Below are 25,021 nucleotides of genomic sequence, written 5' to 3'. Positions count from 1 at the left end.
AGGCTGTGTTACTCGTTAATCTTGTCGATCAACTGCATCAATATGTCTGAGCAGGCCTTCATGGGTTCGTCATCGGCACATTTGATGTCGATCTTGGTTTCACCCTGTTCCAGGCGGAAATGCGCGCCCTTCGACGGTGGCGGCATCATCATGCGATCACGCGGGCCTGCCTCTCTCGGACCACCTGGTCCAGGCGGCGGTGGGGGTGGGGGAGGCGGTGCGTCGGCCCTTGGCCCGGCACCTGGCGGCGGCGGGGGTGGTGGCGGTGCATCCGCCTGCTGGCCGGCGTCAGGTCCGCCCGGAGGCGGTGGCGGAGGCTGCTGGGCAAACGTGGACCCTGCCGCGAGAAGAAACGCGGCACCTGCAATCATCAGCTTTTTCATGAGGGAGACCTCTGTGTTTGACAACGCAGAAGAAACGGCCTCGAAAGCCACTCGGTTGCCGGTCTGCGAAAATAAAGTCCAGGTTTGTGTGGACGAGTAATCCTACCCCATCCGCTCCGATGCATATGAGCCGGGGCTTGGCGGGAAGACGACGGTACGGTTGCCGTTGATGAAGGTGCGGCGGTGGATATGGGCGTGGATGGCGCGGGCCAGCACCTGACTTTCCACGTCACGGCCCAGCGATACGTAATCTTCCGAAGATTGCGCGTGGGTGACGCGCACCGTGTCCTGCTCGATGATCGGGCCTTCGTCGAGATCGGCGGTGACGTAATGCGCTGTCGCGCCGATCAGCTTTACGCCGCGCTCGTAGGCCTGCTTGTAAGGGTTGGCACCCTTGAAGCTGGGCAGGAACGAGTGGTGGATGTTGATGATGCGGCCGGACATCTTGCGGCACATTTCATCCGAGAGCACCTGCATGTAACGGGCGAGAACCACCAGCTCCGTGCCGCTGGTTTCGATCAGCTCCAGAAGCTGCGCTTCGGCTTTCGGCTTGTTGTCCTTCGTCACCTTGATGTGGTGGAAGGGAATGTCGTGATTGACGACGACCTTCTGGTAGTCGAAATGGTTGGAAACCACACCGACGATATCGATGGGCAGCGCGCCGATTTTCCAGCGATAGAGCAGGTCGTTCAGGCAATGGCCGAAGCGCGAGACCATCAAGAGCGTTTTCGTGCGCTCACCGTCGCTGTAAATGTTGGCTTCCATGCCGAACTCTGCGGCGACAGGCGCAAAGCCAGTGCGAAGCGCTTCCATGCTCTCGCCTTCCTCCGAGATGAAGGAGACACGCATGAAGAATTTGCCGGTTTCGAGGTCATCGAACTGGGAGCTGTCGACGATGTTGCAACCCTTGCCCGCCAGATAACCCGATATGGCGGCGACGATGCCACGCTTGGATGTGCAGGCTACGGTTAAAACATAGGTCGTCATAGGCTTCCCCTCATCATGTGTCGCAACGGCCTATAGCGCAGGTCGGGATCGACGCAAAGCGTCTTGCGTTTTCTTTGTGCGTTACCAAGACCTTGGAAAGGATAAGGCATCACGGGACGGGTGAGCCATGCCGGAAGCGACATTCGATGTTCAAAGGAAAGCCGCTACCGGAATTGCGATAGCGGCTTTGCCCGTTTGTCAGCTGCGAAGGCTGTCGCGCAACGTTTCGAACTTGGCCGTCTGGTCGGCCAGCAGCTCCTTCTTGTCATCCCGGCGCACGAAGAGCTTGAACATGGCGCTGCCGCCTGCATTCATGAACCAGACGGAAAGCGAGCGGCGTCCGTGAAAATTGCGATCAACGAAGGCGATGGATGCGCAATTGTCCTTCTTGATATGCCCGCCGATGGGGCTGTCGCCATGAATGTTGAACCAGCCATGGCCTTCCGTGCCTTCCGGCAGATGGCCGGGAACTTCAAAGACGATGTCGGGCGTCTGGACGATCATCAAAACTTCGCCCCATGAGCGCAGCTCGTTCCAGATGTCCAGAAACCGTTCGGCAGGCGACGAAACGGCGGCCCCATCAGGTAGGACGGCCAGTACGTCTGCCGGTGTGACGCCAGCGGTGGCCGCAATGGCTTCCACCACGCCGTCGGGCTTTTCGGCAAGGGCTGCGCGTGCGCGCTCAGCAACGGTCCCGTCACTCATGCCTGTGCCGCCACCGGCAGGTCTTCACCGTTCTGGCCTTCGTGGATGATCACATCGAAGCCTTCGAAGTGCGGGCCGGAGAGATACTCGACCTTACCGCGATTGTTGCCGGCATTGGCATGTGCGGCGCGAAACTGCTCGGACTTTGTCCATGCGGTAAAATCGTCCTTGGTCGCCCAGACGGTATGGGAGGCGTAGAGTGTGTGATCTTCCGCCTTGGCACCCTTGAGCATATGAAACTCCAGATAACCCGGCATCTCGCTCAGATGGCGCTTGCGCTCACGCCAGATGGTTTCAAAAGCATCTTCAAAGCCCGGCACGACGCGGAACCGGTTCATGGCAATAAACATCGATAGTCTCCCTTCACGTTGCGGCAACCCCGGCGCCAGTACGGGCACCGTTACCCCTGAATGAGGGAGATATTAAAGATAACAAAAATAGTCAACTTATCGGATTGTGTGGTGTTTAAAGATGTGTAATTAACTCAAGTTATATGGCGTGCAGGCTGTGGCACGCCGCATCGTTCAGGATCATGTCATGCCATTTTCATCACTCCGCTCCTTCGCTGTCGCTGCCGTTCTTCCCGTTGCAGTGACGCTTTCTCCTGCCATCTCTACAGCCTCGGAGGCGGGAAATCCGCAGGCGAAACGCATCGTGGCGGTTGGCGGTACGATTACCGAAATTCTCTACGCTCTTGGTGCAGGTGACCGCGTCGTGGCGCGGGATTCGACCAGCACTTTTCCGGAACAAGCGCTGACGAAGCCCGACATCGGTTACATGCGTGCGCTGTCTTCGGAAGGCATCCTGTCGCAGAAGCCAGACCTCATTTTGTCGGAAGAGGGTGCCGGGCCTGCCGATGTGATCGGCATTCTCAAAGCCAGCGAAGTCCCGATGGTGACGATCGACACGCCGCCCTTGCCGAATGCGATCGCCAAGAAAATCGAGGATGTGGGTTCGGCTGTGGGTCTTAGCGACAAGGCGAAAGCTATTGCCGCTGACGTGGATGCCGGTCTCGATGCTTTGGCGAGCGACGTTGCCGCGGTGGGCGAGAAGAAGAAACGCGTGCTGTTCGTTCTGTCGACGGCTGGCGGGCGCATCATGGCGGCGGGCAAGGATACGGAAGCCGCAGCCATCATCGAGATGGCGGGTGGCGTCAATGCTGCGCAGGAGATTACCGGCTACAAGCCGCTGACCGATGAAGCCGTGATTGCGGCGGCGCCCGATGTCGTGCTGACCATGCAGCGCGGCAACCATGGCGGCAGCCCGGATGAGGTCTTCGGTTTGCCCGCGTTTCAATCCACACCGGCAGCCGCCACCAAGGCGCTTATCAGCATGGACGGTCTCTACCTCATTGGTTTCGGCCCGCGTACACCCGCGGCAGGTCGTGAACTGGCGTCCAAGCTCTATCCGGAAATCGTCAAGCCATGAGCGTGCTGGCCGCAGCGCCGGTGGCAGAGAAGGTCGCAGGCGACCGTTCGCGAAGGGGCGTCGTTGCGCTGGCGGCGCTTTGCCTGTGTCTGGTCTTTGCCTGCTTCGTTTCTCTTGCCAGCGGGCCTACCGGCGTCGGTCTTCATGAATTATGGCTCTATTTCACTGGGCATGCTGACAGCATGGATGCCCGCGACCGGGTCATTCTCGAGGCGGTACGCCTGCCACGCACAGGGCTGGGCCTGATGATCGGTGGGGGGCTCGCCGTTTCCGGCGCCATGATGCAGGGCCTGTTTCGCAACCCCCTGGCTGATCCCGGTCTGATCGGCATCACCTCCGGTGCGGCTCTGTTTGCCGTGGCCGCTTTGGCGCTGGGCGGGAGTCTGCTTGCGCCACTGGCGCTTTTCTTCGGCGCTCACTTCCTGCCGCTGATGGCGTTTTTCGGCGGGCTGATCAACACGTTGCTGCTCTACATGATCGCCACCCGCAATGGCTCCACGTCGACCACCGTTCTCGTGCTGGCCGGAATTGCCATCGCCGCGCTGAGTGCGGCCCTGATGGGCCTGATGATGTTCGTTGCCGATGACAGGGCTCTGAGGGACATCACGTTCTGGAGCCTCGGTTCGCTGGGCGGTGCGACGACACTCAAGATATGGACGACATTGCCGTTCATCCTCGTCATCCTAGCCAGCATTCCCTTCGTATCCAAGGGGCTCGATGCCTTGATTCTGGGCGATGCCGTTGCGTTTCACATGGGCATTCCGGTTCAGCGGCTGAAGCGGGTCGTCATCGTCGTGGTTGCGGCGGCTTGTGGCGCAAGCGTTGCGGCGGCGGGCTCCATCGGCTTTGTCGGCATCGTCGTGCCGCATCTTCTGCGACTGGTCATCGGTTCGTCGCATCGGTTCCTGCTTCCGGCGTCTGCTCTTGGTGGCGCTGCTCTGCTGTTACTGGCGGATAGTTTTGCGCGCACCGTGGCCGCCCCTGCCGAGCTTCCCATCGGTGTGGTGACGGCGCTGATCGGCGCGCCGGTGTTTCTGTTTTTATTGTTGGGCCGAGGCAATGGTCTGGGTTTGAGGAACGTGTCATGATTTCCACCCGAGGTGTTACCGTCACCAGATCCGGACGCCGGTTGCTGGACGACGTCTCCGTCAACCTGACGCCCGGCACCTTCAGTGTCATCATTGGGCCCAATGGCGCTGGCAAATCCACCTTGATGAAAGTTCTGTCCGGCGAGATGCGGGCAGATGCCGGACATGTCGCCTATGGCAGCATCGACATGAACCTGTTCAAGCCAGCGCAACTGGCCCGTCTTCGCGCCGTGTTGCCGCAAAGCACGGTCCTGTCATTTCCCTTCACCGCACTGGAAATCGTGCGCATGGGTGCAGTGGCGCAGGGTTCCCTTCAACCGGAAGAGCAGGCGCGGGCAGCACTGGCAAAGGTCGGGCTGAGCGGGTTCGAAGGCCGCGCCTACAACATGTTGTCGGGCGGGGAGCAGCAGCGGGTCCAGTTCGCGCGTGCATTGGCACAGGTTCCGTCTGCCGTCGAAAACGGCGAGGCGAGGGCGCTTCTGCTGGATGAGCCCACATCGAGCCTCGATCTTGGCCACCAGATTTCCGTGCTGGAAACCGCGCGTGATTTTGCAATGGGGGGCGGCACGGCGCTTGCCGTACTGCACGATCTCAATCTGGCCGCCGAATTCGCAGATCAACTTATCGTCATGCATCGCGGCAAGATCACCGCCTGCGGTTCTGCCAGGGACACCATCAACGACGAAACGATCGCACGGGTTTACGGCATCGGCGGAACCGTCGGGCGCATTCCGGCGAGCCACATTCCCTATGTCCTGCCGCAGTCACGCCATCGCTGACTGCGCAAGGCTGCATCAAGGCTCCGGGCGGGTGGTGACGTAAAGTGCCGCACCCAGCATGACAACGGCAACAATGGTTGCTCTCAGCGCGCTCGGTTCGGTGCCGAACCAGAACAGCGCGTAACTCATTGTCATCAAAGACACAGCGGCGATCTTGGCCTTGCGCGGAATAGCCCCCTTTTCACGCCAGTTGCGAAGCGAGGGACCGAATCTGGGATGCGACAGAAGCCAGTTTTCAAGTCTTGGAGACGATTTGGAGAAGCACCAGAGCGCGATAAGCAGAAACGGCGTGGTCGGCAAGACGGGCAGAAACGCACCGACGATGCCGGTGGCGACCATGAGCCAGCCAAGACAGAGATAGAGGATGCGCATAGCTGCCGGTATCATGAGTTTGATCGTCATGATAGAGGAAAACATGCCCGGTTTCGGTGGCGTGACGACGTCGATCACGAAGGCCGGAACGGTGACAAGGGTTGAAAGTCTCCGCTTCAGCCGTTATCTGCCTGCCCGGACGCCCGCGGCATAAGCGGGCCACCACGATGCAGAAAGAAGGAAACACCATGGCCAAACTTATTCACTCTATGGTCCGGGTGCTGGACGAGAAGCGTTCGGTGGGTTTTTACAAGCAGGTTTTCGATCTTGACGTGGCAGAGCGTTTCGAGTTCGAAACCTTCACGCTGGTCTATCTCAAGAATGCCGATGGCGACTTCGAGCTGGAATTGACGATCAACAAAGGCCGCGAAGTGCCCTACGCGCTGGGCGATGGCTATGGCCACATCGCCGTCAGCGTCGAAGACGTAGATGCCGAACATGCCCGCCTGACGGAGCTTGGCCTTTCAGTCGGCAAGATCGTCAATGCGGAATACAAGGGCGCGCCATTCGCGAAATACTTCTTCATTTGCGACCCGGATGGGTACAAGATCGAAGTGCTCGAGCGCGGCAACCGTTTTAAGTAATACGAGGTTCTCCATGGCAGAGACAGGCGTCAAACTGGGAGAGAGCTGGAAACACGTTCTTTCCGCGGAATTCGCCAGCCCCTACATGGTCAAGCTCAAAGAGTTTCTGCTGGCTGAGAAAACGGCCGGCAAACGCATCTTTCCCAAGGGCAGCGAATATTTCCGCGCTCTGGATCTCACGCCGCTGGATGAGGTGAAGGTCGTGATTCTCGGCCAGGACCCCTATCACGGCGCGGGGCAGGCGCATGGCCTGTGCTTTTCCGTACAACCGGGTGTGCGTGTTCCGCCGTCGCTCGTCAACATCTACAAGGAATTGCAGAGCGATCTCGGCATTTCCCCGGTCAAGCACGGTTTTCTCGAAAGCTGGGCCAAACAGGGCGTGCTGCTGCTCAACAGCGTACTGACGGTAGAGGAAGCCCGTGCGGCGTCCCACCAGGGGCAGGGCTGGGAGAAATTCACCGATGCCATCATTCGCACCGTCAATGACGAATGCGACGGCGTTGTCTTTCTGCTGTGGGGCTCCTATGCGCAGAAGAAAGCGGCCTTTGTAGACCAGACGAAGCATCTGGTTCTCAAGTCGCCGCACCCGTCGCCGCTATCGGCCCATAACGGCTTTTTCGGGAACCACCATTTTTCCAAGGTCAACGCGTTTCTGGTCTCGAAAGGCCGGGAGCCCATCGACTGGCAGCTGCCAGCTGATGTCTGAGCCCCTCACGCCAACTGCAACCTATTTGACCACATTGATCTCGGACACATAGTCGCGAACGATACCGTCGTCGGATGATGCCCGGATAACGACCTTGTCTCGACCGATATATCCCTTTTGAGACGTGTAGTAGGCAACGGTTCCCATCACCTCTTTGCCTGTGCAAAGCCTGTAATCGCCGGAAAACTTGCCTTCGACTTTTTCGTGAACGATATCGACCCTGCCGTGTTGAGGAGGATCGATGACGCGCATTTCCGCAAGTGTGCGCATGTTGCAATCGCGCTTCACAATGGCAACTCGACTGATTTTGAGACGATCACCGCTGACAGCCGTCTTTTGAAACGAATATTGTTTCACGCCATCGGCGTTGGTGGTGACGCAACTCGATAGCGCCGCTGAAATTGTCAAAACCAAAGCTGCATTAACCGCAAATCTATTCACGATCCACTCCAGTAGCAAAGTTGTGATGTGAAACTAGATCCGAGCCAACGGCAGTCAAGTTAAATTAACGTAAGGAACGGGCTCGGTGCAGGGGGGCGGGAAAACTGTGCCCTCGGTGGCCAGGCGAAATCCGCGACCTTGCGCAAAAACAGCTTTGCACTTTTAAATTGACTGCTTTAAAGATAACCGGACTATAATCTGAAGGATTTAAGCCGGTGCTTCTGTCTGCGCAAACATCTGTCGCTCTTCCCGATCCATCCGCCATTGTCGATGCTTTTCACGAGCATTTTGCCGAGTATATGACGATGACCCGTGACGGCGCGGCGGTGCATTTCGAGGCGGATTATGGCAATGGCACGTTCGGTGCCGAAGACGGGCGCTTTGCGGCACGGATCAATTGCGTTTCGGAAAATGTGCTGCTGTCCGTCAAGGCCATGGTGGCCGAACATATCGTCGAGTTCACGGGCGATACGTCTCTGGATTTCCGCTGGGAAGGCCATGGCTCCGAGTTGCGGGAACTGCCCAACCTGTTCACCGGGCGGGTGGTGCGGGCTTACAATCTGACACCAAGGATGCGCCGAGTTGTCATCGCCATCGACAAAGGGATCGAGCGCTTGCTGAGCGGTGGTCTGCATATCCGCATTCTTATCCTGCCCGATCAGGCGCGTGCGCCCGTCTGGCCGCATCTTTCCAAGACCGGTGCCATCGTCTGGGCGCAGGGCGAGGACGAACAGGCACGCCGCGTCTATACGATCCGCTCCGGCGATATAGCCCGTGGCGAAATCGACCTCGATTTCGTTATGCATGAGGGTGATTCCATGCCCGGCGCGCATTTTGGTGCGACGGCTGGCGCAGGCGATATCGTCGGCATCGTTGGACCTGGAGGCGAGCTGCCCGATGCGGAAACCTACGTGTTTGCAGGTGATGAGACTGCCCTTCCAGCCATGTTGCGCATGGCGCAGGAACTGCCTGCGGGCAAGTCGCTGACCGTCTATGCCGAAATCGACGATGAAAAAGAGCGCCAGGTGTTCACCTCTAAAGCCGAGGTCGATTGGAACTGGCTATATCGCCATGGCAAGCCTGCCGGAACGTCCGGCCTTCTGGAGCAATCGCTTCGCCGACATGCCTGGAACGGTCACAAAGGGTTGCATGTCTTCGTGGGCTGCGAAAAGAACGAGGCTCGCGCCATCAAGAAGATGCTCGGCGATGATTCCGGGCTGCCGAAATCCGTTCTGCACAGCGCCGGTTATTGGGTAAAGGGTGCCAATGACGATCACTAGGAGTGGTCGCGTCATTTAATGAACGATCTCTCGCGTTCGTTTCCAATTTGAGAACAATCCGTTCTGAACGTTCGGTCTGTACGAACGCGGCGATCTGCACCATCTTGTGCCCATGAACGAAGGGCGACGCGTTTCCGCGAGCCCAGCAAGAGAGGGGTTTTGAGATGATCGACCAGATCAAGGGTTTGCACCACGTTACGTCCATGGCCGCGAGTGCAAGCGGCAACAATCATTTTTTCACAGACACGCTGGGTCTGCGGCGCGTCAAGAAGACCGTCAACTTCGACGCTCCGGATGTCTATCATCTCTACTACGGAGATGAAGTCGGTACTCCCGGCTCCGTCATGACCTACTTTCCGTTTCCCCACATTGCTCGTGGTCGTCAAGGCACGGGCGAGGTCGGCACCACCCTGTTTTCGGTTCCTGAGGGTTCGCTGGGTTACTGGCAGGACCGTCTGGCCAAGGCCAATGTCGACGGCCTGAAAGCGGATGAAGCCTTCGGGAACAAGCGCCTGCATTTTGCCGGGCCCGACGGCGATGGTTTTGCACTGGTGGAGATCAGGGATGATGAGCGGGCGCAGTGGACCGACAATGGGGTCGGGGCTGACCATGCCATCCGCGGCTTTCAGGGTGCGTCCCTGCGGCTTCAGGATGAAGGTGCAACCGCAGAACTAATGAAATTCATGGGCTATCAGGAAATCGACCGTCAGGACGGCGTTCTGCGGCTTGGCATTCCCGGCGGCAACGGTGCCGATGTGATCGATATCGAGACGATGCCCAATATTTCCGGCGCACGGCTTGGTGCGGGTTCGGTTCACCATATCGCCTTTGCGGTTGAGAATCGCGAAAAGCAGCTGGAAGTCCGCAAGGCGCTACTGGACACGGGCTATCAGGTAACGCCGGTCATCGATCGCGATTACTTCTGGGCGATCTATTTCCGCACTCCCGGTGGCGTCCTGTTCGAGGTTGCGACCAATGAGCCCGGCTTCGACCGCGACGAAGACACCGCGCATCTGGGCGAGGCATTGAAGCTGCCTTCGCAGCACGAGCATCTGCGTGCCACGCTGGAGCAGCATCTTGAGCCGTTGGCAGACGGCGCGAACTAAATCATTGGAGGCTTGCGGCGCAACCGCTGCAAGCCGTCCCAGGGAGACTTCCATGACCAAGGATAATTACCTTCACAAGGTTCGGGCCGGTGCGCCCGGACAACCGGCTTTTTTTGTCTTTCACGGCACGGGCGGTGACGAGAACCAGTTCTTCGATTTCGGCACACGATTGCTGCCGAACGCAACGGTTGTCTCTCCCCGCGGCGACGTGTCGGAGTTCGGCGCGGCCCGGTTTTTTCGCAGAACGGCAGAGGGTGTCTATGACATGGCCGATCTCGAGCGTGCCACGCAAAAGATGGCCGATTTCGTGACGGCCCACCGCAATGACCATGAATCAGGTCCCGTGCTGGGGCTCGGCTTCTCCAACGGTGCGAATATTCTGGCCAATGTTCTGATCGAATGTCCTGACCTGTTCGATGCCGCTGTGCTGATGCACCCGCTGATACCGTTCGAGCCAAAGCTCGCACCTGCACCGGCATCTCGTCGCGTATTGATCACTGCGGGCGAGAGCGACCCGATCTGCCCGGTGCCGTTGACCAATGCGCTGGCCAGTTACCTCAAGGCGCAGGGCGGTACGGTGGAGACGGAATGGCATGCTGGCGGGCATGAAATTCGTGGGAATGAAATCGAAGCAGCCAAGGCGTTTTTGACGCCTTATGTTTGACGGGTTCGAGAAAGCTTTGACCAAGCCCAAGGATGACGTTGGAGAGGTAGGTGACCTCCATCCAACGGCAGACCTTGCGTGAAGTCCCCTGGACTGATGCAAGCTAAGAAGCCCTTACCGGTACCCGCAATCCTGCAACTGCTTCTCATAGCGGATGGCCATGTTGGCAGAGCGGCGGGCCGCCTGCTGGATGGCCCGGTTGTTGCGCCAGACGCCGTTTGAATATCCCGCATGGCCGGAGTAGTAGGCGAGATAAAGATTATAGGGATCGTTCAGCGCAATGCCATTCTGGCGGTTGCTTTTGGCGTGATACCAGCCGACGAAATGGATGGCATCGGTGAAGTCGGTGCGGCTTGCATTCCAGCGACCGGTTTCACGCTGATAGACCTTCCAGGTGCCGTCCAGCGCCTGCGCATAGCCATAGGCGGTGGATTTGCGTCCCCACGGAATGAAACCAAAAAGCTTGTTGCGCGGCGGTCTGGCATAGGGCTGGAAACTGGATTCCGTATAGATCGTCGCCATCATGACGGGGACGGGTACACCGAACTCCCGTTGTGCGGCTTCTGCGTCTTTTTTCCAGTTGTTGAATATGCCGTTCCGCTGTTCGAATATTGCGCAGGCGTTGGTGATCTGCGACGGGGCCGTCGCGCAACCTGCCAGAACAGTCAAAAGAAGAACGACGACAAATACACCACGCATCGCGAAACCTCTCGTTCCGCGCATTACTAAATTGTAAATGTTAATGGTCGGTTTTGAGACAAGGTTAATTCAAATAGGATCTATTAACCTTTTATTAGGCCGCTCATTCCAGGGCGGTTAAAGCCGTTCCATACATGCCGCCATCTGATAGAGCGCAAGCCCTGCCGCTGTGGCTGCATTCAGGCTATCGAGCTGCTTGGACTGGGCGATATGGGCGGTGTGGAAGCGCGACAGCACCTGCTCAGGCAGGCCATCACCTTCTGTTCCGATGACGAGCGCCATACGCCGGGAAGCCGGGATATGACGGATTTCGGTATCGCCTGCGGGCGAGAGGCTCCAGATATCGAAGCCTTCCGTGGCCAATGTTTCCAGCATGCCCAGCGCATCGCCGCCGCGGTGGTAGGGCACTGAGAGGACCGACCCGACGGAAACCCGCAGCGATTTGCGGTAGAGTGGATCGCAGCAGGTGGAATCCAGAAACATGGCATCCGCATGAAAGGCGGCGGCGTTGCGAAACATGGCGCCAAGATTATCGTGGTTGGAAATACCGCAACCCGCCAGCACCAGCGAAGATGCGGGCAATTGCCGGATCGTGTCCGTCAGGGTCTTTTCACCGTTGCGTTTTCCAACTGCCAATATACCGCGATGCAGATGAAAGCCGACGATGGCGTCCAGCACACCGGCTTTGGCCACATAGATGGGAACATCGCTTGGAAAGGCACTCAGAATATTGGAAACGCCCGTAAGGCGGTTCTCGAGTATCAGAATGCTCTCCGCCGCAAATTCTCCGCCTGACGTATGAGCCGCTGCCAGCATGCGCAGCACGACGGTGCCTTCCACGATGAACCGACCCTGCCGGCCGGTCAGATCGCGCTCGCGAATGTCGCGAAAGGCAGCGATGCGCGGATCGTCTGCATCATCTATAACGGTGAGGGCCAATTCACCGGGCATCGACGGTGATGTCTGCCACAAAGCGGCCTGCCTGCACATTGAAGACAAGCGCCTTGCGCGTGCCGTTGGCGAGCCGCCCATAAAACAGCATGTCGCCATTGGCGAAGGACACGTTTTCGATGACGAACCCCTGCGGCAGGCTTGCTGTGGCGGAAACGGGCGCGTCGGCGGGAACGGTGGGGCCGTTGCCCGTGGTGGCGGTCGTTGCTGTTCTGGATGGTCCCATCGCCTTGTAGACAACGGCACCGAAGACAGCCATAAGGCTGATAAACATTACGGAGCCCGACACGATCTGCAAACGGATCATCTTGCGGCGAACTTTTTCCATGGCCGGGTCTAACGGCTTGTCGTCCTGTTCGTCTTGCTCGATCTGCGTCATCGGGATCCTTGGATATTGCTGATTGATCGGAAACATAAGAATGAACGACCCCTTTAAACAAGGCGGAGACGCAAGGAAAGTCCTGATTGCTGGCGACGACGCCGAAGGACGTCTGGACGCGTGGCTCGCTGCCGAAGTCGGGGGCGATCTTTCGCGCAGTCGCATCAAGGCGCTGATCGAACAGGGTGCCGTCTTTGTGAACGGTACGGCGATCACCGAGCCGAAGAAAAAGATACGCGTCGGCGACAGCGTCGAAATCACGATGCCCGAACCGGAAGACCCCGAACCCAAGGGTGAAGATATTCCGCTGCAGGTGGAATATGAGGATGACGACCTGATCGTCCTGATGAAGCCAGCCGGTCTCGTCGTGCATCCCGGTGCGGGTAACTGGACCGGGACGCTGGTGAATGCACTCATCCACCATTGCGGCGACAGTCTTTCCGGGATTGGCGGGGTGAAACGTCCTGGCATCGTTCATCGCCTGGACAAGGAAACCAGCGGCGTCATGGTGGTGGCGAAGAATGACGATGCCCACCGTCACCTTGCTGCACAATTTGCCGACCATGGCCGCACCGGCCCGCTCGAACGCGCCTATAAGGCGATCGTCTGGGGTCGTCCCAAAACCCTGCGCGGCACCATCGATGCAGCCTTGGGGCGCGGTGCGGACCGGACCAAGCGGGCCGTCAAACGCGAAGATACCGACGATGCGCGCGAAGCGATCACCCACTACGAAGTGATCGAACGTTATCACGAAAAGGCCGATGCCACGGCGCTTGCCTCGTTGGTGGAGTGCCGCCTCGAAACCGGGCGCACGCACCAGATTCGCGTGCACATGGCCCATATCGGCCATCCCCTGATCGGCGATCCTGAATATGGCGCTGCATTTCGCACCAAGGCCAATCTGCTGCCCGAAGAAACGAAGCTGGTTGTAAACCGGTTTTCACGACAGGCCCTGCATGCCTATCTCTTGGCTTTCGAACACCCCCGCACGGGCGAGGTGATGGAATTCGAAACCGACATGCCTGACGACATGGACGCGCTGGCGCAGGCCCTTCGAGGCTGATCAATGCCCAACATCCGACACAGTTGCTTTGGGAGGCGGCGCCTCCCGAAGGAGCGGATGTTTGCCCGATGGCTTATGTAAGCAACAGAAAATCATCATAAATTAGATTATAATAAGTTTCTGAAATTACTGAGGCCGTTACTGGTCTCATTTTCGCTCTATTGAGCCATAATTTTTGCGTTGCAATAAAGTTTCGGGTTTTGAGTCTTCAAGACTTCGAGCGTCCAGCTATCCTGAGTTGAAATATTTCATTTCTTCTCTGTCCTCAGCATGAAGAATTACGGGATGAAGCGCGATGAACGTGAACGACCGAAAATTTATCTTTCATGATCTCCAGAAAATAGAAGGTTATATTGATCCTCCCGATGCGTTGGTATTTACCGCATTGTTGCAGGCCCAGAACAGGAAGGCGCTGAAAGGCGGGGTTGCCGAGATCGGTATCTTCTATGGACGATCCTATTTCCTTCTGCGCAAAGTCATCGGCAATGATGGCGACGTGCTGGCTGTGGACCTGTTTGACATCGAAGACGCCGATGGCACCCGCCGGCAATATGAGCGGTTTCTGGACAATGGTCGGCGACTGGACCTCAAGGTCGATGAGGACCTGGTGATACGCGGCGACAGCACGCAGCTCGACCCCGACGTCGTGTTGGAAAAGGTCGGAAAGGTGCGGTTCTTCAGCATCGATGGCGGGCATATGCTGCACCATGTGCTGGCGGACAGCAACCTTGCCATGAATGTGCTGGCCGATCACGGCGTCATCGTCTTTGACGATACGTTCAATCCACAATGGCCGGAAGTGACAGTGGGCGTTGCGGACTTTCTACGAGCGCAGGGCGACAAATTCAGCGCTTTCTGCATGACAAAGTACAAGACCTATGTCTGTCGCCGCGAGTATCATGATTTTTACGAGGCGGCGATCGACAAGGCATCTGAACTGACGGCTTTCGACCATGTGGAAACCGAGTTTCTGGGCTCCAAGGTCACGCGGCTCCACAATCCCATGCGCCGCCGCATGATCTACGAATTGATGATACGCTCCGGCTTCACGAATTTTTCGGAACGAATTTATCGCTGACAGGTTTTCACGGTAACTGAGAGCGAGTTATTTTATAACGTGCGCATGCCTGCGTACGCTTGAATCAAGTGTGCGCAATACATATCTGGACATGTGGGTTCATGCGGGGTCGATATCCGACCCGCGACAGTGGCTTGCCCGAAAGGGGAGCCAGCCCAGAACAAAGATAAGGGGGTGCTTTATGGCCCGCAATAGTTTGCCTTCAATTACTGCCGGTGAAGCCGGTCTGAACCGTTACCTGGACGAAATTCGCAAGTTCCCGATGCTGGAGCCGCAAGAAGAATACATGCTCGGCAAGCGTTACGCCGAACATGGTGACCGCGACGCTGCCCACCGTCTGGTAACGAGCCATTTGCGACTCGTGGCAAAGATCGCCATGGGTTATCGTGGTTACGGCCTACCCATCGGCGAAGTCGTATCCGAGGGCAATGTGGGCCTGATGCAGGCGGTCAAAAAGTTCGACCCGGAACGAGGCTTCCGCCTGGCGACCTACGCCATGTGGTGGATCAAGGCATCCATTCAGGAATATATCCTGCGGTCATGGTCGCTGGTCAAAATGGGCACGACCGCCAACCAGAAGCGTCTGTTCTTCAATCTGCGCCGTCTGAAGGGGAAAATTCAGGCCATCGATGATGGTGATCTGAAGCCCGAACATGTGTCTGAGATTGCGACCAAACTTCAGGTGTCCGAAGAAGAGGTCATTTCCATGAACCGCCGCCTGCACGGCGATGCTTCGCTCAACGCGCCGATCAAGGCTGCGGAAGGCGAGGCGGGCCAGTGGCAGGATTGGTTGGTCGATGACCATGACAGCCAGGAAACCGTGCTAATCGAGCAGGACGAGTTGGAGACCCGCCGGCGCATGCTGGCGAAGGCGATGGGCGTGCTCAATGAGCGTGAGCGTCGTATCTTCGAAGCAAGACGTCTGTCGGAAGATCCGGTTACGCTCGAAGACCTGTCGACGGAATTCGATATCAGCCGTGAGCGCGTTCGTCAGATCGAGGTTCGCGCCTTTGAGAAGGTTCAGGAAGCTGTCCAGAAAGAAGCGCTAGAGGCTGCGAAGGCTTTGCGCGTAGTCGACGCCTGATCGTCTAAACAGTTCGCTTAAGCAAAAAGCCTCGGATGTTTCCATCCGAGGCTTTTTTGATTCAGGCGATCTGATTATTGACCCGTTGCCGGGACCGCTGCGCTCCACTCGCGCAGCGCGGTTTCGAACGCGGCCTTGCCGTCTGCACCCTTTTGCAGGGTCAGCAGGGCGCGGCGACCGTTACGATATGACACCGGAATATCAATCCAGTCGCGTGTCCGCATCAGCTCCAGATTGGTCTTCAACGCATCCGGAAAATCATTGAGCGCGATCATGTGAAAGTCATCGGTGATCTTGGCGGGGACCGCGATGAGTGCGTTACCACGATCCTGCTCAGTGCTTTTCATCGCAATGCGCTGAACGCTGTCGATCGCCCCGCCCTCGAAACCTGCGCCGACAGAGAAGACGATCTCGACAAGGTGGCTTGCAGGAAGCGACGGATCGGTGTTGCGCTTGAAGGTGATGAGCGCGCTGAGGCCCCGTCCGGGAATGGTGATCTGGCCCTGAACGGTTGCTGAAGGCTTTCCATTGGCGTCCTGCTCGTTCTGCAACGACCATGATACCGTGCCTTCGATGGCCGTCGGGACCGTCTGACCCAGCACTTCCTCGTAGAGGAACATGCGATGGCCGGACGCTGCCGCAGGCTGCTGCGCGGCGGGCACCTGTCCGGCAGGTGCAGTGGTGCCGGCTGGTGCAGTCTGCGCCGATGCAGGAGGAGCTTCCTCGTTCTGCACGTAGACTGACTGTCCCTCTGCCGTCACCGGCTGGCCGTTGACGCCGGGGCCTGCGCCTTCGTCCTTTTCCGTTCCGTCGGCAAGAAGTCGCTGGGTAAACTTGGTGCCGCTGACAGAGCCATCATCGACCGCTGCCGTTTGCGTCGGCGTTGCTGGCTGCTGACCATTGGCATTCGGCTGCGCAGGCGTGGTGGTCGCTGGTGGGGTTGCCGTGTTGGACGCGGTGTTGGTCGGGGTGGATGGCGTCGTCGTCCCCGTCTGTGCAGACTGGACAAGACCGCCGACCATGTCGTTCAAGGCATCTCTGTTGACCCAGAGTGCATAGGCGCCACCAGCCAGCAGGACGACACCGCACAGAGAAAGAACCAGCCCGGCATAATTACGGCGCGGTTTCTTCTTGGTTCTGTAAGCTGCTGCCGGAATACCATCCGAGGAAATTCCGGAGTCGAATTCGTTCTTGTTGCCGTTGGCAGAGGTGTTGCCGGAGGCGCCGTCGTAACCGATCAGCTCTTCCAGATCATCCCAGGGGGTGCGTTCCTTGTCGTCCTTTTGTCCGGCCTGTGGCGCGAAAGGATCGTCATCGGCACGCGGCAGGCCGGGGGTGGTCTTTGCAGGCAGATCGAGCGACGTGTCCTGGAAATAGGTCGAGTAGTCCTCGACAATGGCGCGGGACTGCTGCTTTGCCTCAGACTTGGGCTCGTCTTCCACGCGATGGTCGACATTGTCGCCGAATTGCGGCGCATCGCCGAAGTGGACATCGTCGTGGCGCGGTTCGTCGTGAACGGTCTCGGAGCTGCTGTCCTGATAATAGGGTGAGGGTGCTGCGTAGCTTGCTGCATAGGGAAGCGGCGTGTTTTCGTGGAACACGTCGCCGTCGGCATGAGGAGCCGGCTCTTCATGCGTTACCTCGGCAGGATAGTGCACGGGCTCTTCGGCCTGATGAGCCCAGGCCTGTTCGGCAGGCGTGTCCTGACCGACCCAGTTTTCGTGGGCATGCTCTTCCGGTTCAGCCTGTTGCGGCTCAGCTTCAGGCTCGGCGTGCTCTACCGTCTCGTAAGGTTCCGGCACATGGCGGGGCTCTTCCGTGGCCGTCGTGAAATAGGTGGGTGCTTCTTCAACAGGCGCTGCGTCGACAGGCTCCGGCTCGACGTAGCGTTCATGTGCAACCGTTTCCTGGTCTTCGTCCTGCGCAGCGTATTGCGGCTCATGATCGTATTCGACCGGCGCTACGGGAGCAGGTTCTGCGGCGACGTCGTCGTTTTCCTCGTCCTGACGCTGGTCCCTGGCAACCTCTTCCTCGTAATAGGGGGAGGAAACATCCGGTGCGGCGGGTGCAGCAACCGGCGCATCATAGGACTGGTCTTCTTCCGCAGCCGGAAGGGCTTCGGAATATTCACCCTCGACTTCGGCAATTGCCGTGTCCAGTTTGAGAATCTGCCGCTTCAACAATTCTTCGGGCGGGCGCGGCTTCATGTTTTCGAGCTGGCGCACGACTGCGCTACGCGCCTTGTCGTACACCTTCGCCCGGTTTTCGGGAGTATTGTTCGCCAAGCCATCCACGGCCTTGCGAATGACTGCTACAAAATCCGCCATAAGCACTTTCTCGTCGAGGCCAACGACGTACTGGCCCGATATGGTTTATGAATTTCGATCGTCGAGGACTTTAGTCCTCAAACGGATCAGTCACAAGTATTGTGTCGTCACGCTCGGGGCTGGTTGACAGCAGCGCGACAGGCGCACCGATCAATTCTTCGACCTGACGCACGTATTTAATAGCTTGTGCAGGCAAATCCGCCCATTTGCGGGCGCCGACCGTGGACTCTTTCCAGCCTTCGAGCGTGATGTAGATTGGCTCGACGCGGGCTTGCGCGCCCTGGCTTGCGGGAAGATGATCGATTTCCTGCCCGTCGAGCTTATAGCCTACGCAGATCTTCAGCTCTTCGAGGCCATCGAGAACATCAAGCTTTGTCAGGGCAATTCCGGTGATGCCGTTGGTCGCGACCGACTGGCGGACCAGAGCAGCGTCGAACCAGCCGCACCGGCGCTTGCGGCCCGTGACGGTGCCAAACTCATGGCCCTTTTCACCCAGGAACTGGCCGACTTCGTCGTTGAGTTCCGTCGGGAAGGGACCCTCACCAACGCGCGTCGTGTAAGCCTTGGTAATGCCGAGGATATAGCCGAGCGAGCCCGGACCCATGCCGGAGCCGGCAGCGGCCTGTCCGGCAACGGTGTTGGACGACGTCACATAGGGATAGGTGCCGTGGTCGATGTCGAGCAGAGAACCCTGCGCGCCTTCGAACAGGATGCGCTCACCGGCGCGACGCTTCTTGTCCAGCAGCAACCAAACGGTTTCGCTGAAAGGCAGGATGCGATCGGCAACCGATGTCAGTTCTTCCATGATTGTTTCATGGCTGACTTCGGCAGCGCCAAAGCCGCGACGCAGCGCATTGTGGTGCGTCAGAATGCGGTCGACCTTGGCGGAAAGCGCTTCCTTGTCTTCCAGATCCATGACGCGGATGGCGCGACGGCCAACCTTGTCTTCATAGGCAGGGCCGATCCCACGGCGGGTAGTGCCGATCTTGGTGCCGCTGTTGGAGGCCGCGTCTTCACGCATACCGTCCAGTTCGCGGTGCAGGGAAAGAATGAGGGTCGCATTGTCGGCGATGCGGAGATTGTCAGGCGATACTTTGACGCCCTGTGCTTCCAAACGGCCGATTTCGGCGATCAGCGCATGTGGGTCGACCACGACGCCATTGCCGATGACGCCGAGTTTGCCCGGACGCACGACGCCAGAAGGCAGAAGCGACAGCTTGTAGCTGACGCCATCGATAACAAGCGTATGACCTGCATTATGACCGCCCTGATAGCGCACGACGACGTCGGCGCGCTCCGAAAGCCAGTCAACAATCTTACCCTTGCCTTCATCGCCCCACTGCGAGCCGACCACCACGACATTCGTCATTTCTTGCTTTCCTGCTCATGGCGTCAAAAAAACGCCCCTAACTCAAACCCGCGAATGTATACTGCGTTGTTTTGCGGAAAGCGACCCTGTTTATGCGGCGAAACCTTGCTTTTTCCGCGGCATTTCAATGCCATTGCCATTTCCGGGGTACTATCGGCGCTTGCAGAAGACGAATCGGCGGTGCAGAACTGCGTGGCGTCTACAGTCGAAAGTCGAAATTTCGTGTCATCCAGAGCATATCTTGTTTTGATCATCGCAACCCTGTGCTGGGGCGGCAATGCCGTGGCAGGGAAGATGGCCGTGGGCCATGTGAGCCCCATGGTGTTGACTTTTCTACGCTGGACGCTGGCGGTGGCGATCATCGCTGCCATTTCCCTGCCGTATCTCGTGCGCGACTGGCCGATCGTGAAAAAGCGTCTGCCCTATTTTTTCGTTCTTGGCGCTGTGGGCTATACCTGCTTCAACGCGACGCTCTACACCGCGCTTCGGTATACGTCCGCCATCAATGTCGCCGTTATCCAGGCGGGCATTCCCATGGTGATCTTCGCGATGAATTTCGCCCTCTTTCGCACACAGGTGCTGATTGGCCAGATCGTCGGTTTCTTTTTGACGATCGCTGGCATTGCGCTGCTTGCCTCCCACGGCGACCTGCTGTCGCTGATCAATCTGGAAATGAATATCGGCGACGCGATCATGCTGCTCGCGGTTCTGTCCTACGCGGTCTACACGGTGATTCTGCGTTGGAAACCGGCTGTCGACTGGCGCACCCTCATGGCCGTTCCGGCCGCTGCGGCGATGATCACCTCGGTCCCGCTTATGGTGTGGGAAATGCATGAAAATACAGCGGTCTGGCCGGATGCGAAGGGTTGGGTCATCACCGTTTACACTGCCGTGTTTCCTTCGCTCGTCGCACAGATATTCTTCATTCTCGGCGTCGAGCGTATCGGTCCCAACCGGGCCGGTCTCTTCATCAACCTCATTCCGGTTTTCGGCACGTTGTTGTCGGTTCTGGTCATAGGCGAGGTCCTGCATCCCTATCAGGTCATCGCCCTGTTGCTGGCGCTGAGTGGCATTGCGGTTGCCGAAAGAAAAAAACCGCCGGTTCCCTGAGGAAACGGCGGCAAGTTGGTCATGATCTGGAAGACAGTTATCAGTCTGCGGGCTGCGACTGGTCGAAGCCGCTGAAATATTGATCCATGGCCGAGAGGGCCTTGTGGCGGGATATGTCGATTTTGTCAGCGTTCGTCATGGGTGCCAGCGTCGAAACGGCATCGCGTTCGAGTACAGCAAAGCCGCGTGCAAATCCGCCCGGACCCGCTGCGTCGGCATGGCTGGCGATGGAGGCAATGACTGCACCGCAGATGGCAGCGGCAAAAAGCTTCTTGAACATATCGATACCCCGTTTTTTTGCGATGGCCGGCTTGCCGCCGGTCTTTCCGCTCGTTGTCGTTTGCGGTGCCATTTCTGTTCGGCGCCATTGACGATCACATTACGGGGCAGTCTTTTCGGGCTCTTTAAACCGATAGCTACAATTTTATCGGTCTTTATTTTTAATGCGATCTATCGATTTTTTTGAAGAGCGCGAGCAGGGGAGGTTAGTTTCTCGCCTGCGAGATGGCGTCGCTGGCGCGGTTAGCCAGATTTTTTCGCCCCGTCACGTCTGTCGCTTTTGCGATCATCGCAGGAATGGGTGACGCGCTGCCCTCCTGAGCCGCCGTCAAGGCGATCATCCGCGCGGCGATCTGCGCGATCTCGCGGCGAATCGCCTCGTCGTTTCCGTTGCCCTTGCCGTTGAGCAGCCGCTCCGTCAGCGCCGTGCCCTGATTGCGGATATCTTCGATCTCGCGAGCAAGCACGTCCGGCGTGACCGTGACCGTGGTCGCCGGTTCCGGAGGAGGAGCGACCAGCGTGCTTTGCACCGGCGCAGCGACTTCGCTGGCGGACATGCGTTCCTTGAGCCGTGCAACATCCTGGGCGCGGCGCTCCAGCAGCGTCTCATTATCGGCGTTGCGTGCGGCTTCGGTGGCAAGCTGTTCTTCAAGCCGCGCGATCTTGCGGCTGTCGCGGGTTATCTGTTGCGCGGCTTCACGGTTTTTGGCCGTCACGTCTTCCAGCTCTTTGGTCAGCGTTTCACGCTCCTTGCGCCATGAAGCGGTTTTGTGCTTGGCCTGTTCCACCTCGATATCGCGAGCCGACAAGGTAATCTTGAGGTCGTCCAGTTCACGCGAGATGGCGCTGACGCGCTTGGTCAGGCCAGAAATTTCCTGCGTACGGGACAAAGCGGTTTCTTCCGCGTCATTCAGGGCGGCTTTCAAACGCGCTGCGGCATCTTCGTGGCGACGGGCCTTGGCGCGGAGGTCGCTCGTCTCCAGCATCAATTGTTCGAGCTGTGATTTCAGTTCGCGTGTCTCGCCCAAAAGCTTGCTGGCATCGCTGACGGCGTTGTCGTTTCTGAACTTTAAAGAGAGAGCTTTTTCGCGCTCGGAATCCAGTTCCTGTCGGGTGCGTGCGTTTTCAGCAGCATAGAGTGCGCGTGCCATGTCTTTCTGAGCGCGCACTTCCTGTGGGCTGATAGGCATCGTCGCCCGCAGCCGTTTTTCCGTATAGACGACGATGCGGCGATGAATGGCCGGCGCCATCAGCGAAACCAGCAAAATCGCAGAGAGAAAACCCAGGCCGAAAAGAAGAGCGTACTCGATCACGCAGGTTGTCTCCACTCGAAATGCGATGAAGTGACCGCATCGAGGTCGCTGGTATCGCGGATTATTCCACAGGCGCGATGTGTGTCACGCCAATCTTGTGCCAGGCCTTAGTCCGTCAAGGCATGAGTTTACGCCGATTTTTCCGAATTGCGAATCAGAAGGGGTTCCAGGTTGGCTGTGGCGTCAGCTTCAGATAGCCGACATTGATGCCAAGGCGTGCGCCGATACCGGTTCTGATCGGAGCAATCGTGACGTCGCTGTTTTTCAAAACGGTCATGCCGACGCCTGCGACAATGAAGGCCGAACCACTGACGCCGCCATAACGACGATAGAGCGAATTTACCGCAGGCAGATTATAGACCAGCATCATGGCGCGTGTGCCCTGACCACCATAATCGAGACCGAGAGACGGCCCCTGCCAGAAAACCGGATGCTGCCCGGCGTTCTTGGTGTAGAGTTGGCCTTCGCCATAGGTCAGGCCAGCAACGAAAGCGCCCGAACCTTCCTGTCCGAGAATATAGCCGTTTGGCAGGCCATATTGCTGAAAGGCTCGTTCCACTACCTTCGCAAGTCCTCCGGTGGTTTCGCCGAAGAAGCCGTGTCCAGCGTCGACAATTTCCTGAAGGGAATATTGGTCGCTGCTTTGGGCCGAGGCATGCGCAGCAGACACGCAAAGGCTCGCGAGTACCACGAAAATCTTTACCAGTCCGAGGCGTGCGATGGTGCGGAGTTCGGTAAGTCGCATCTTCAATTCCGTCCGTCTGTTTCGTTCGTTTTGCCCTGTTAAGACATTTGGCATTTTGAAACCATGATATTAACAATCGGTTTACCAAATATGGTGTCATTATGGCTTAATAACTTCCACACGGTCCGCGCAGCCTTGCGCAGGAGAGAATTTTATGACGAGCAAACCTAACCTGACGCTATCAGGCCCCGATCTGGCGGCGCTTCTGTGCAGTCGCGTGTGCCATGATGTCATTTCGCCGGTGGGTGCCATCAACAACGGGCTGGAGCTTCTCGACGAAGGTGGTTCGGATGAAGACGCGCTGGACCTGATCCGCACCTCCGCGCTCAACGCTTCCGTCCGTCTCAAATTCGCCCGCCTGGCCTTCGGTGCATCGGGTTCTGCCGGTGCCTCCATCGACACGGGTGAGGCTGAAAAGGCTGCGAAGGATTTTGCGGCGGCCGAGAAGAAGGCGGAGGTCAGCTGGAACGGACCGCGCGCCATCATTCCGAAAAACCGGGTCAAGCTGCTGCTCAACCTGTTCCTCGTTGCCTACAGCGCCATTCCGCGCGGCGGAAATGTCGATATCGTCCTCGAAAATCCGGAAACGGACGCGCGCTTTGAAATCACCGTCAAAGGCCGCATGATGCGCCTCCCGGCCAAGTTCGCAGCACTTCTGGAAGGCACGGAAGAAGAGGCGATCGACGCCCATTCCGTCCAGCCATACTACACGCTGCTAATGGCCGAAGAGGCCGGCATGAAGATCGCGCACGAAGTGCACGAAGATCGCATCGTGTTCACCGCGACGATGGCCGAAGCGGCCTGATTCGAAAATCGGAACGCATGAAAACGGGCTTCCCCTGTGGCGGCCCGTTTCCGCATGGCCTCAGGCGATCTGAAGCCGTAGCACTTCGTTGAGATAGGTCTGGTCTCCAATGCGAAAATGCGTCTGGCCGATCGTCTCGAAATCGACCGCCGAATAAAATGCAAGCGCTGACGTGTTTTGCGAATTTACCGTGAGCCAGACCGAGTTGATGCCCATTTCTGCGCATTGGCCAAGCCCCTCATCCAGAAGACCTTTTCCGAGTCCCTTGCCGTGATGTCGTGGCTGGATATAAAGCGTTTTGATTTCCGTAGTTGAGCAGCACTCAACCGGTGCCGCACTGTTAACGGACAGTCGGATAAAGCCATCAATACCGTCTTCGTTTTCCGAAACGATGATGTGCTCGTCATCATTTGCGATGATCGCCCCGAACGTAGCGGCGGTGAATTCGGAAAGCGCGTAATCGGCAAAAAACGCGTTCACGCCTTCGCGCAGGTAGGTGCCGACCCAGACCTCCATGGATAGGACCGCGAGGCTGGAGGCATCGGTGGGCGCGGCATTTCTGAACAACATTCTGGCAACCCTGAAGCATGATAGATCGAGCAATTGCTCGCTGAATAGGATTTTCGTCTTCAATTTGCAATTATTGCATGTATTTTATCAATCAGATTGCAGGTAGGATATTTCAATGCAGGACGAGATTTTCAGGTCACAGCTTTTGCCGCAGGAGCGAATCATGTGGTCAGGCCGACCGGGACAGGGCGTGATCTTTCAGCCGCTCGATGGTTTGCTCATTCCGTTCACTCTTTTGTGGTGCGGCTTTGCCATTTACTGGACGGTTTCCGCTCTCAACACGAATGCGCCGCCCTTTTTCATTTTATTCGGCTCAATTTTCGTTTGCGTCGGCCTGTTCATGGTTGTCGGGCGGTTTTGGTTCGATGCGTGGGTGCGAAAGGCCACGATCTATGCGTTGACCGACAGACGTGTCCTTGTGTCCCAATCGCGACCATTCAGAAAATTCACGGCGGTCGGTCTGGCTCAATTGCCGGACATACACCTGACAGAGCGCAGAGACGGGCGTGGCACGATCCGGTTTGGAGCGGCGCGTTCGTTCACTGGAAATTCTGGACTGTCGATCTGGGTGCCGTCACTCGATCCTGTTCCGCAGTTCATTGCCATCGTTGATGCACCTCGCGTGTTCCAAATGGTTCAGAACACGGCAGAGCACCATCGCACTCATTGATGAGTGTGCGCTGTACACGGAGGGATCGCCAAATCCTGCAGGCGAACACAAAAAAA

29 protein-coding genes are annotated in these 25,021 nt (G+C 57.9%); 14 read left to right on the top strand and 15 right to left on the bottom strand.

All coding sequences use genetic code 11. The features are described 5' to 3' along the window. Window positions 1–8 precede the first annotated feature (8 nt). From ASF29_RS17945 to ASF29_RS17930, 4 genes are all read right to left on the bottom strand, one after another. A complete protein-coding gene (locus ASF29_RS17945; protein ID WP_062452029.1) occupies window positions 9–383 on the bottom strand; it encodes a hypothetical protein in 375 nt (124 codons plus the stop codon). Window positions 384–485: 102 nt separating this feature from the next. Then, entirely contained in the window at window positions 486–1,370 is an 885-nt protein-coding gene (gene purU, locus ASF29_RS17940) for a formyltetrahydrofolate deformylase (RefSeq protein ID WP_062452028.1), read from the bottom strand. Window positions 1,371–1,568: 198 nt separating this feature from the next. Then, complete coding sequence (hutX, locus tag ASF29_RS17935; RefSeq protein ID WP_062452027.1) at window positions 1,569–2,075, bottom strand: heme utilization cystosolic carrier protein HutX; 507 nt, start codon at window positions 2,073–2,075, stop codon at window positions 1,569–1,571. Beyond that, entirely contained in the window at window positions 2,072–2,425 is a 354-nt protein-coding gene (locus tag ASF29_RS17930; protein WP_062452026.1) for an antibiotic biosynthesis monooxygenase, read from the bottom strand. The genes hutX and ASF29_RS17930 overlap by 4 nt, the downstream gene beginning before the upstream one ends. A 187-nt stretch (window positions 2,426–2,612) precedes the next feature. Between ASF29_RS17930 and ASF29_RS17925 the strand changes: the two genes are divergently transcribed. Genes ASF29_RS17925 through ASF29_RS17915 form a run of 3 tightly spaced genes read left to right on the top strand, consistent with a single transcriptional unit; the run spans window position 2,613 to window position 5,370 of the window. Next, window positions 2,613–3,503, top strand: coding sequence for a hemin ABC transporter substrate-binding protein (locus tag ASF29_RS17925; protein WP_062452388.1), 891 nt, complete (start codon window positions 2,613–2,615; stop codon window positions 3,501–3,503). Continuing rightward, window positions 3,500–4,591 (top strand): iron ABC transporter permease, encoded by a 1,092-nt coding sequence (locus ASF29_RS17920; RefSeq protein WP_062452025.1) that lies wholly within the window; start codon window positions 3,500–3,502, stop codon window positions 4,589–4,591. Before ASF29_RS17925 ends, ASF29_RS17920 begins: the two co-directional genes overlap by 4 nt. Continuing rightward, window positions 4,588–5,370, top strand: coding sequence for a heme ABC transporter ATP-binding protein (locus ASF29_RS17915; RefSeq protein ID WP_062452024.1), 783 nt, complete (start codon window positions 4,588–4,590; stop codon window positions 5,368–5,370). The genes ASF29_RS17920 and ASF29_RS17915 overlap by 4 nt, the downstream gene beginning before the upstream one ends. Before the next feature lie 15 nt (window positions 5,371–5,385). On the opposite strand, the gene ASF29_RS17910 is transcribed toward ASF29_RS17915, so the two are convergent. After that, the gene (locus ASF29_RS17910; protein ID WP_062452387.1) at window positions 5,386–5,742 is read right to left on the bottom strand and encodes a YbaN family protein; all 357 of its coding nucleotides are present in this window, start codon (window positions 5,740–5,742) and stop codon (window positions 5,386–5,388) included. Window positions 5,743–5,930: 188 nt separating this feature from the next. On the opposite strand from ASF29_RS17910, the gene ASF29_RS17905 reads away from it, so the two are divergent. Together ASF29_RS17905 and ung are read left to right on the top strand one after the other, a co-directional pair. Further along, window positions 5,931–6,326: a VOC family protein gene (locus ASF29_RS17905; protein WP_062452386.1), complete on the top strand. Its 396-nt coding sequence runs from the start codon at window positions 5,931–5,933 to the stop codon at window positions 6,324–6,326. A 13-nt stretch (window positions 6,327–6,339) separates the two neighbouring features. Continuing rightward, window positions 6,340–7,032 carry a uracil-DNA glycosylase gene (gene ung, locus ASF29_RS17900; protein ID WP_062452023.1) on the top strand — a complete coding sequence of 231 codons (693 nt, stop codon included), beginning with the start codon at window positions 6,340–6,342 and terminating at the stop codon, window positions 7,030–7,032. Window positions 7,033–7,053: 21 nt separating this feature from the next. Here ung and ASF29_RS17895 read toward each other — a convergent pair whose 3' ends face one another. Then, entirely contained in the window at window positions 7,054–7,473 is a 420-nt protein-coding gene (locus ASF29_RS17895) for a hypothetical protein (RefSeq protein ID WP_156462724.1), read from the bottom strand. A gap of 215 nt (window positions 7,474–7,688) precedes the next feature. Here ASF29_RS17895 and ASF29_RS17890 point away from each other — a divergent pair, with 215 nt between their 5' ends. The 3 genes from ASF29_RS17890 to ASF29_RS17880 all read left to right on the top strand — a co-directional run bounded on the left by ASF29_RS17890 (window position 7,689) and on the right by ASF29_RS17880 (window position 10,523). Continuing rightward, on the top strand, window positions 7,689–8,753 hold the full coding sequence (locus ASF29_RS17890; RefSeq protein WP_062452021.1) for a DUF2218 domain-containing protein: 1,065 nt from the start codon (window positions 7,689–7,691) through the stop codon (window positions 8,751–8,753). 164 nt (window positions 8,754–8,917) lie between these two features. Then, window positions 8,918–9,859: a VOC family protein gene (locus tag ASF29_RS17885; protein ID WP_062452020.1), complete on the top strand. Its 942-nt coding sequence runs from the start codon at window positions 8,918–8,920 to the stop codon at window positions 9,857–9,859. Window positions 9,860–9,911: 52 nt separating this feature from the next. Further along, window positions 9,912–10,523: an alpha/beta hydrolase gene (locus ASF29_RS17880; protein ID WP_062452019.1), complete on the top strand. Its 612-nt coding sequence runs from the start codon at window positions 9,912–9,914 to the stop codon at window positions 10,521–10,523. A gap of 114 nt (window positions 10,524–10,637) precedes the next feature. Here the strand turns inward: ASF29_RS17880 and ASF29_RS17875 are convergent, their stop codons facing one another. The 3 genes from ASF29_RS17875 to ASF29_RS17865 form a co-directional block, all read right to left on the bottom strand. Further along, on the bottom strand, window positions 10,638–11,222 hold the full coding sequence (locus ASF29_RS17875; RefSeq protein WP_062452018.1) for a transglycosylase SLT domain-containing protein: 585 nt from the start codon (window positions 11,220–11,222) through the stop codon (window positions 10,638–10,640). Window positions 11,223–11,339: 117 nt separating this feature from the next. Next, window positions 11,340–12,173: an RNA methyltransferase gene (locus ASF29_RS17870; RefSeq protein WP_082453555.1), complete on the bottom strand. Its 834-nt coding sequence runs from the start codon at window positions 12,171–12,173 to the stop codon at window positions 11,340–11,342. Continuing rightward, on the bottom strand, window positions 12,163–12,552 hold the full coding sequence (locus ASF29_RS17865; RefSeq protein ID WP_062452016.1) for a hypothetical protein: 390 nt from the start codon (window positions 12,550–12,552) through the stop codon (window positions 12,163–12,165). Before ASF29_RS17865 ends, ASF29_RS17870 begins: the two co-directional genes overlap by 11 nt. A 40-nt stretch (window positions 12,553–12,592) precedes the next feature. Between ASF29_RS17865 and ASF29_RS17860 the strand changes: the two genes are divergently transcribed. The 3 genes from ASF29_RS17860 (at window position 12,593) to rpoH (ending at window position 15,777) form a co-directional block, all read left to right on the top strand. After that, window positions 12,593–13,615: an RluA family pseudouridine synthase gene (locus tag ASF29_RS17860; RefSeq protein ID WP_062452015.1), complete on the top strand. Its 1,023-nt coding sequence runs from the start codon at window positions 12,593–12,595 to the stop codon at window positions 13,613–13,615. Window positions 13,616–13,910: 295 nt separating this feature from the next. Beyond that, on the top strand, window positions 13,911–14,693 hold the full coding sequence (locus ASF29_RS17855; RefSeq protein WP_062452014.1) for a class I SAM-dependent methyltransferase: 783 nt from the start codon (window positions 13,911–13,913) through the stop codon (window positions 14,691–14,693). A gap of 181 nt (window positions 14,694–14,874) precedes the next feature. Continuing rightward, complete coding sequence (rpoH, locus tag ASF29_RS17850) at window positions 14,875–15,777, top strand: RNA polymerase sigma factor RpoH (RefSeq protein WP_062452013.1); 903 nt, start codon at window positions 14,875–14,877, stop codon at window positions 15,775–15,777. A 74-nt stretch (window positions 15,778–15,851) separates the two neighbouring features. Here rpoH and ASF29_RS17845 read toward each other — a convergent pair whose 3' ends face one another. Both ASF29_RS17845 and ASF29_RS17840 read right to left on the bottom strand, forming a co-directional pair. Further along, the gene (locus ASF29_RS17845; protein WP_062452012.1) at window positions 15,852–18,104 is read right to left on the bottom strand and encodes a hypothetical protein; all 2,253 of its coding nucleotides are present in this window, start codon (window positions 18,102–18,104) and stop codon (window positions 15,852–15,854) included. 70 nt (window positions 18,105–18,174) lie between these two features. After that, a complete protein-coding gene (locus ASF29_RS17840) occupies window positions 18,175–19,473 on the bottom strand; it encodes an adenylosuccinate synthase (protein ID WP_062452011.1) in 1,299 nt (432 codons plus the stop codon). Between the two features lie 222 nt (window positions 19,474–19,695). Between ASF29_RS17840 and ASF29_RS17835 the strand changes: the two genes are divergently transcribed. Then, entirely contained in the window at window positions 19,696–20,583 is an 888-nt protein-coding gene (locus ASF29_RS17835; protein WP_062452385.1) for a DMT family transporter, read from the top strand. Between the two features lie 40 nt (window positions 20,584–20,623). On the opposite strand, the gene ASF29_RS17830 is transcribed toward ASF29_RS17835, so the two are convergent. The 3 genes from ASF29_RS17830 to ASF29_RS17820 form a co-directional block, all read right to left on the bottom strand. Then, window positions 20,624–20,935 carry a hypothetical protein gene (locus tag ASF29_RS17830; protein ID WP_062452010.1) on the bottom strand — a complete coding sequence of 104 codons (312 nt, stop codon included), beginning with the start codon at window positions 20,933–20,935 and terminating at the stop codon, window positions 20,624–20,626. Between the two features lie 133 nt (window positions 20,936–21,068). After that, complete coding sequence (locus ASF29_RS17825; RefSeq protein WP_062452009.1) at window positions 21,069–22,175, bottom strand: hypothetical protein; 1,107 nt, start codon at window positions 22,173–22,175, stop codon at window positions 21,069–21,071. A 154-nt stretch (window positions 22,176–22,329) separates the two neighbouring features. Continuing rightward, on the bottom strand, window positions 22,330–22,926 hold the full coding sequence (locus ASF29_RS17820) for an EipA family protein (protein WP_062452008.1): 597 nt from the start codon (window positions 22,924–22,926) through the stop codon (window positions 22,330–22,332). 148 nt (window positions 22,927–23,074) lie between these two features. Between ASF29_RS17820 and ASF29_RS17815 the strand changes: the two genes are divergently transcribed. Further along, window positions 23,075–23,725, top strand: a complete 651-nt coding sequence (locus ASF29_RS17815) for a histidine phosphotransferase family protein (protein WP_062452007.1) — start codon at window positions 23,075–23,077, stop codon at window positions 23,723–23,725. A 60-nt stretch (window positions 23,726–23,785) separates the two neighbouring features. Here ASF29_RS17815 and ASF29_RS17810 read toward each other — a convergent pair whose 3' ends face one another. Further along, complete coding sequence (locus ASF29_RS17810) at window positions 23,786–24,295, bottom strand: GNAT family N-acetyltransferase (RefSeq protein ID WP_062452006.1); 510 nt, start codon at window positions 24,293–24,295, stop codon at window positions 23,786–23,788. 115 nt (window positions 24,296–24,410) lie between these two features. Between ASF29_RS17810 and ASF29_RS17805 the strand changes: the two genes are divergently transcribed. Beyond that, window positions 24,411–24,965, top strand: a complete 555-nt coding sequence (locus ASF29_RS17805) for a hypothetical protein (RefSeq protein WP_062452005.1) — start codon at window positions 24,411–24,413, stop codon at window positions 24,963–24,965. The last annotated feature ends 56 nt before the right edge of the window (window positions 24,966–25,021 follow it).

The sequence above is a fragment of the Rhizobium sp. Leaf262 genome, assembly GCF_001422245.1.
Taxonomy (GTDB): Bacteria; Pseudomonadota; Alphaproteobacteria; order Rhizobiales; family Rhizobiaceae; genus Agrobacterium.
The sequence above is the reverse complement of the archived record's forward strand: the minus strand, read 5'-3'. Positions and strand labels throughout refer to the sequence as shown.

What these genes read in the sequence shown, in the direction of transcription:
- ASF29_RS17905 (WP_062452386.1), top strand. Translation starts at nt 5,931, where the DNA reads ATGGCCAAACTTATTCACTCTATGGTCCGGGTGCTGGACGAGAAGCGT.
- rpoH (WP_062452013.1), top strand. Translation starts at nt 14,875, where the DNA reads ATGGCCCGCAATAGTTTGCCTTCAATTACTGCCGGTGAAGCCGGTCTG.
- ASF29_RS17885 (WP_062452020.1), top strand. Translation starts at nt 8,918, where the DNA reads ATGATCGACCAGATCAAGGGTTTGCACCACGTTACGTCCATGGCCGCG.
- ASF29_RS17880 (WP_062452019.1), top strand. Translation starts at nt 9,912, where the DNA reads ATGACCAAGGATAATTACCTTCACAAGGTTCGGGCCGGTGCGCCCGGA.
- ASF29_RS17920 (WP_062452025.1), top strand. Translation starts at nt 3,500, where the DNA reads ATGAGCGTGCTGGCCGCAGCGCCGGTGGCAGAGAAGGTCGCAGGCGAC.
- ASF29_RS17810 (WP_062452006.1), bottom strand. Translation starts at nt 24,295, where the DNA reads ATGTTGTTCAGAAATGCCGCGCCCACCGATGCCTCCAGCCTCGCGGTC.
- ASF29_RS17845 (WP_062452012.1), bottom strand. Translation starts at nt 18,104, where the DNA reads ATGGCGGATTTTGTAGCAGTCATTCGCAAGGCCGTGGATGGCTTGGCG.
- ASF29_RS17860 (WP_062452015.1), top strand. Translation starts at nt 12,593, where the DNA reads ATGAACGACCCCTTTAAACAAGGCGGAGACGCAAGGAAAGTCCTGATT.
- ASF29_RS17805 (WP_062452005.1), top strand. Translation starts at nt 24,411, where the DNA reads ATGCAGGACGAGATTTTCAGGTCACAGCTTTTGCCGCAGGAGCGAATC.
- ASF29_RS17910 (WP_062452387.1), bottom strand. Translation starts at nt 5,742, where the DNA reads ATGCGCATCCTCTATCTCTGTCTTGGCTGGCTCATGGTCGCCACCGGC.
- ASF29_RS17870 (WP_082453555.1), bottom strand. Translation starts at nt 12,173, where the DNA reads ATGCCCGGTGAATTGGCCCTCACCGTTATAGATGATGCAGACGATCCG.
- ASF29_RS17925 (WP_062452388.1), top strand. Translation starts at nt 2,613, where the DNA reads ATGCCATTTTCATCACTCCGCTCCTTCGCTGTCGCTGCCGTTCTTCCC.
- ASF29_RS17830 (WP_062452010.1), bottom strand. Translation starts at nt 20,935, where the DNA reads ATGGCACCGCAAACGACAACGAGCGGAAAGACCGGCGGCAAGCCGGCC.
- ASF29_RS17875 (WP_062452018.1), bottom strand. Translation starts at nt 11,222, where the DNA reads ATGCGTGGTGTATTTGTCGTCGTTCTTCTTTTGACTGTTCTGGCAGGT.
- ASF29_RS17840 (WP_062452011.1), bottom strand. Translation starts at nt 19,473, where the DNA reads ATGACGAATGTCGTGGTGGTCGGCTCGCAGTGGGGCGATGAAGGCAAG.
- ASF29_RS17945 (WP_062452029.1), bottom strand. Translation starts at nt 383, where the DNA reads ATGAAAAAGCTGATGATTGCAGGTGCCGCGTTTCTTCTCGCGGCAGGG.
- ASF29_RS17855 (WP_062452014.1), top strand. Translation starts at nt 13,911, where the DNA reads ATGAACGTGAACGACCGAAAATTTATCTTTCATGATCTCCAGAAAATA.
- hutX (WP_062452027.1), bottom strand. Translation starts at nt 2,075, where the DNA reads ATGAGTGACGGGACCGTTGCTGAGCGCGCACGCGCAGCCCTTGCCGAA.
- purU (WP_062452028.1), bottom strand. Translation starts at nt 1,370, where the DNA reads ATGACGACCTATGTTTTAACCGTAGCCTGCACATCCAAGCGTGGCATC.
- ASF29_RS17865 (WP_062452016.1), bottom strand. Translation starts at nt 12,552, where the DNA reads ATGACGCAGATCGAGCAAGACGAACAGGACGACAAGCCGTTAGACCCG.
- ASF29_RS17930 (WP_062452026.1), bottom strand. Translation starts at nt 2,425, where the DNA reads ATGTTTATTGCCATGAACCGGTTCCGCGTCGTGCCGGGCTTTGAAGAT.
- ASF29_RS17815 (WP_062452007.1), top strand. Translation starts at nt 23,075, where the DNA reads ATGACGAGCAAACCTAACCTGACGCTATCAGGCCCCGATCTGGCGGCG.
- ung (WP_062452023.1), top strand. Translation starts at nt 6,340, where the DNA reads ATGGCAGAGACAGGCGTCAAACTGGGAGAGAGCTGGAAACACGTTCTT.
- ASF29_RS17915 (WP_062452024.1), top strand. Translation starts at nt 4,588, where the DNA reads ATGATTTCCACCCGAGGTGTTACCGTCACCAGATCCGGACGCCGGTTG.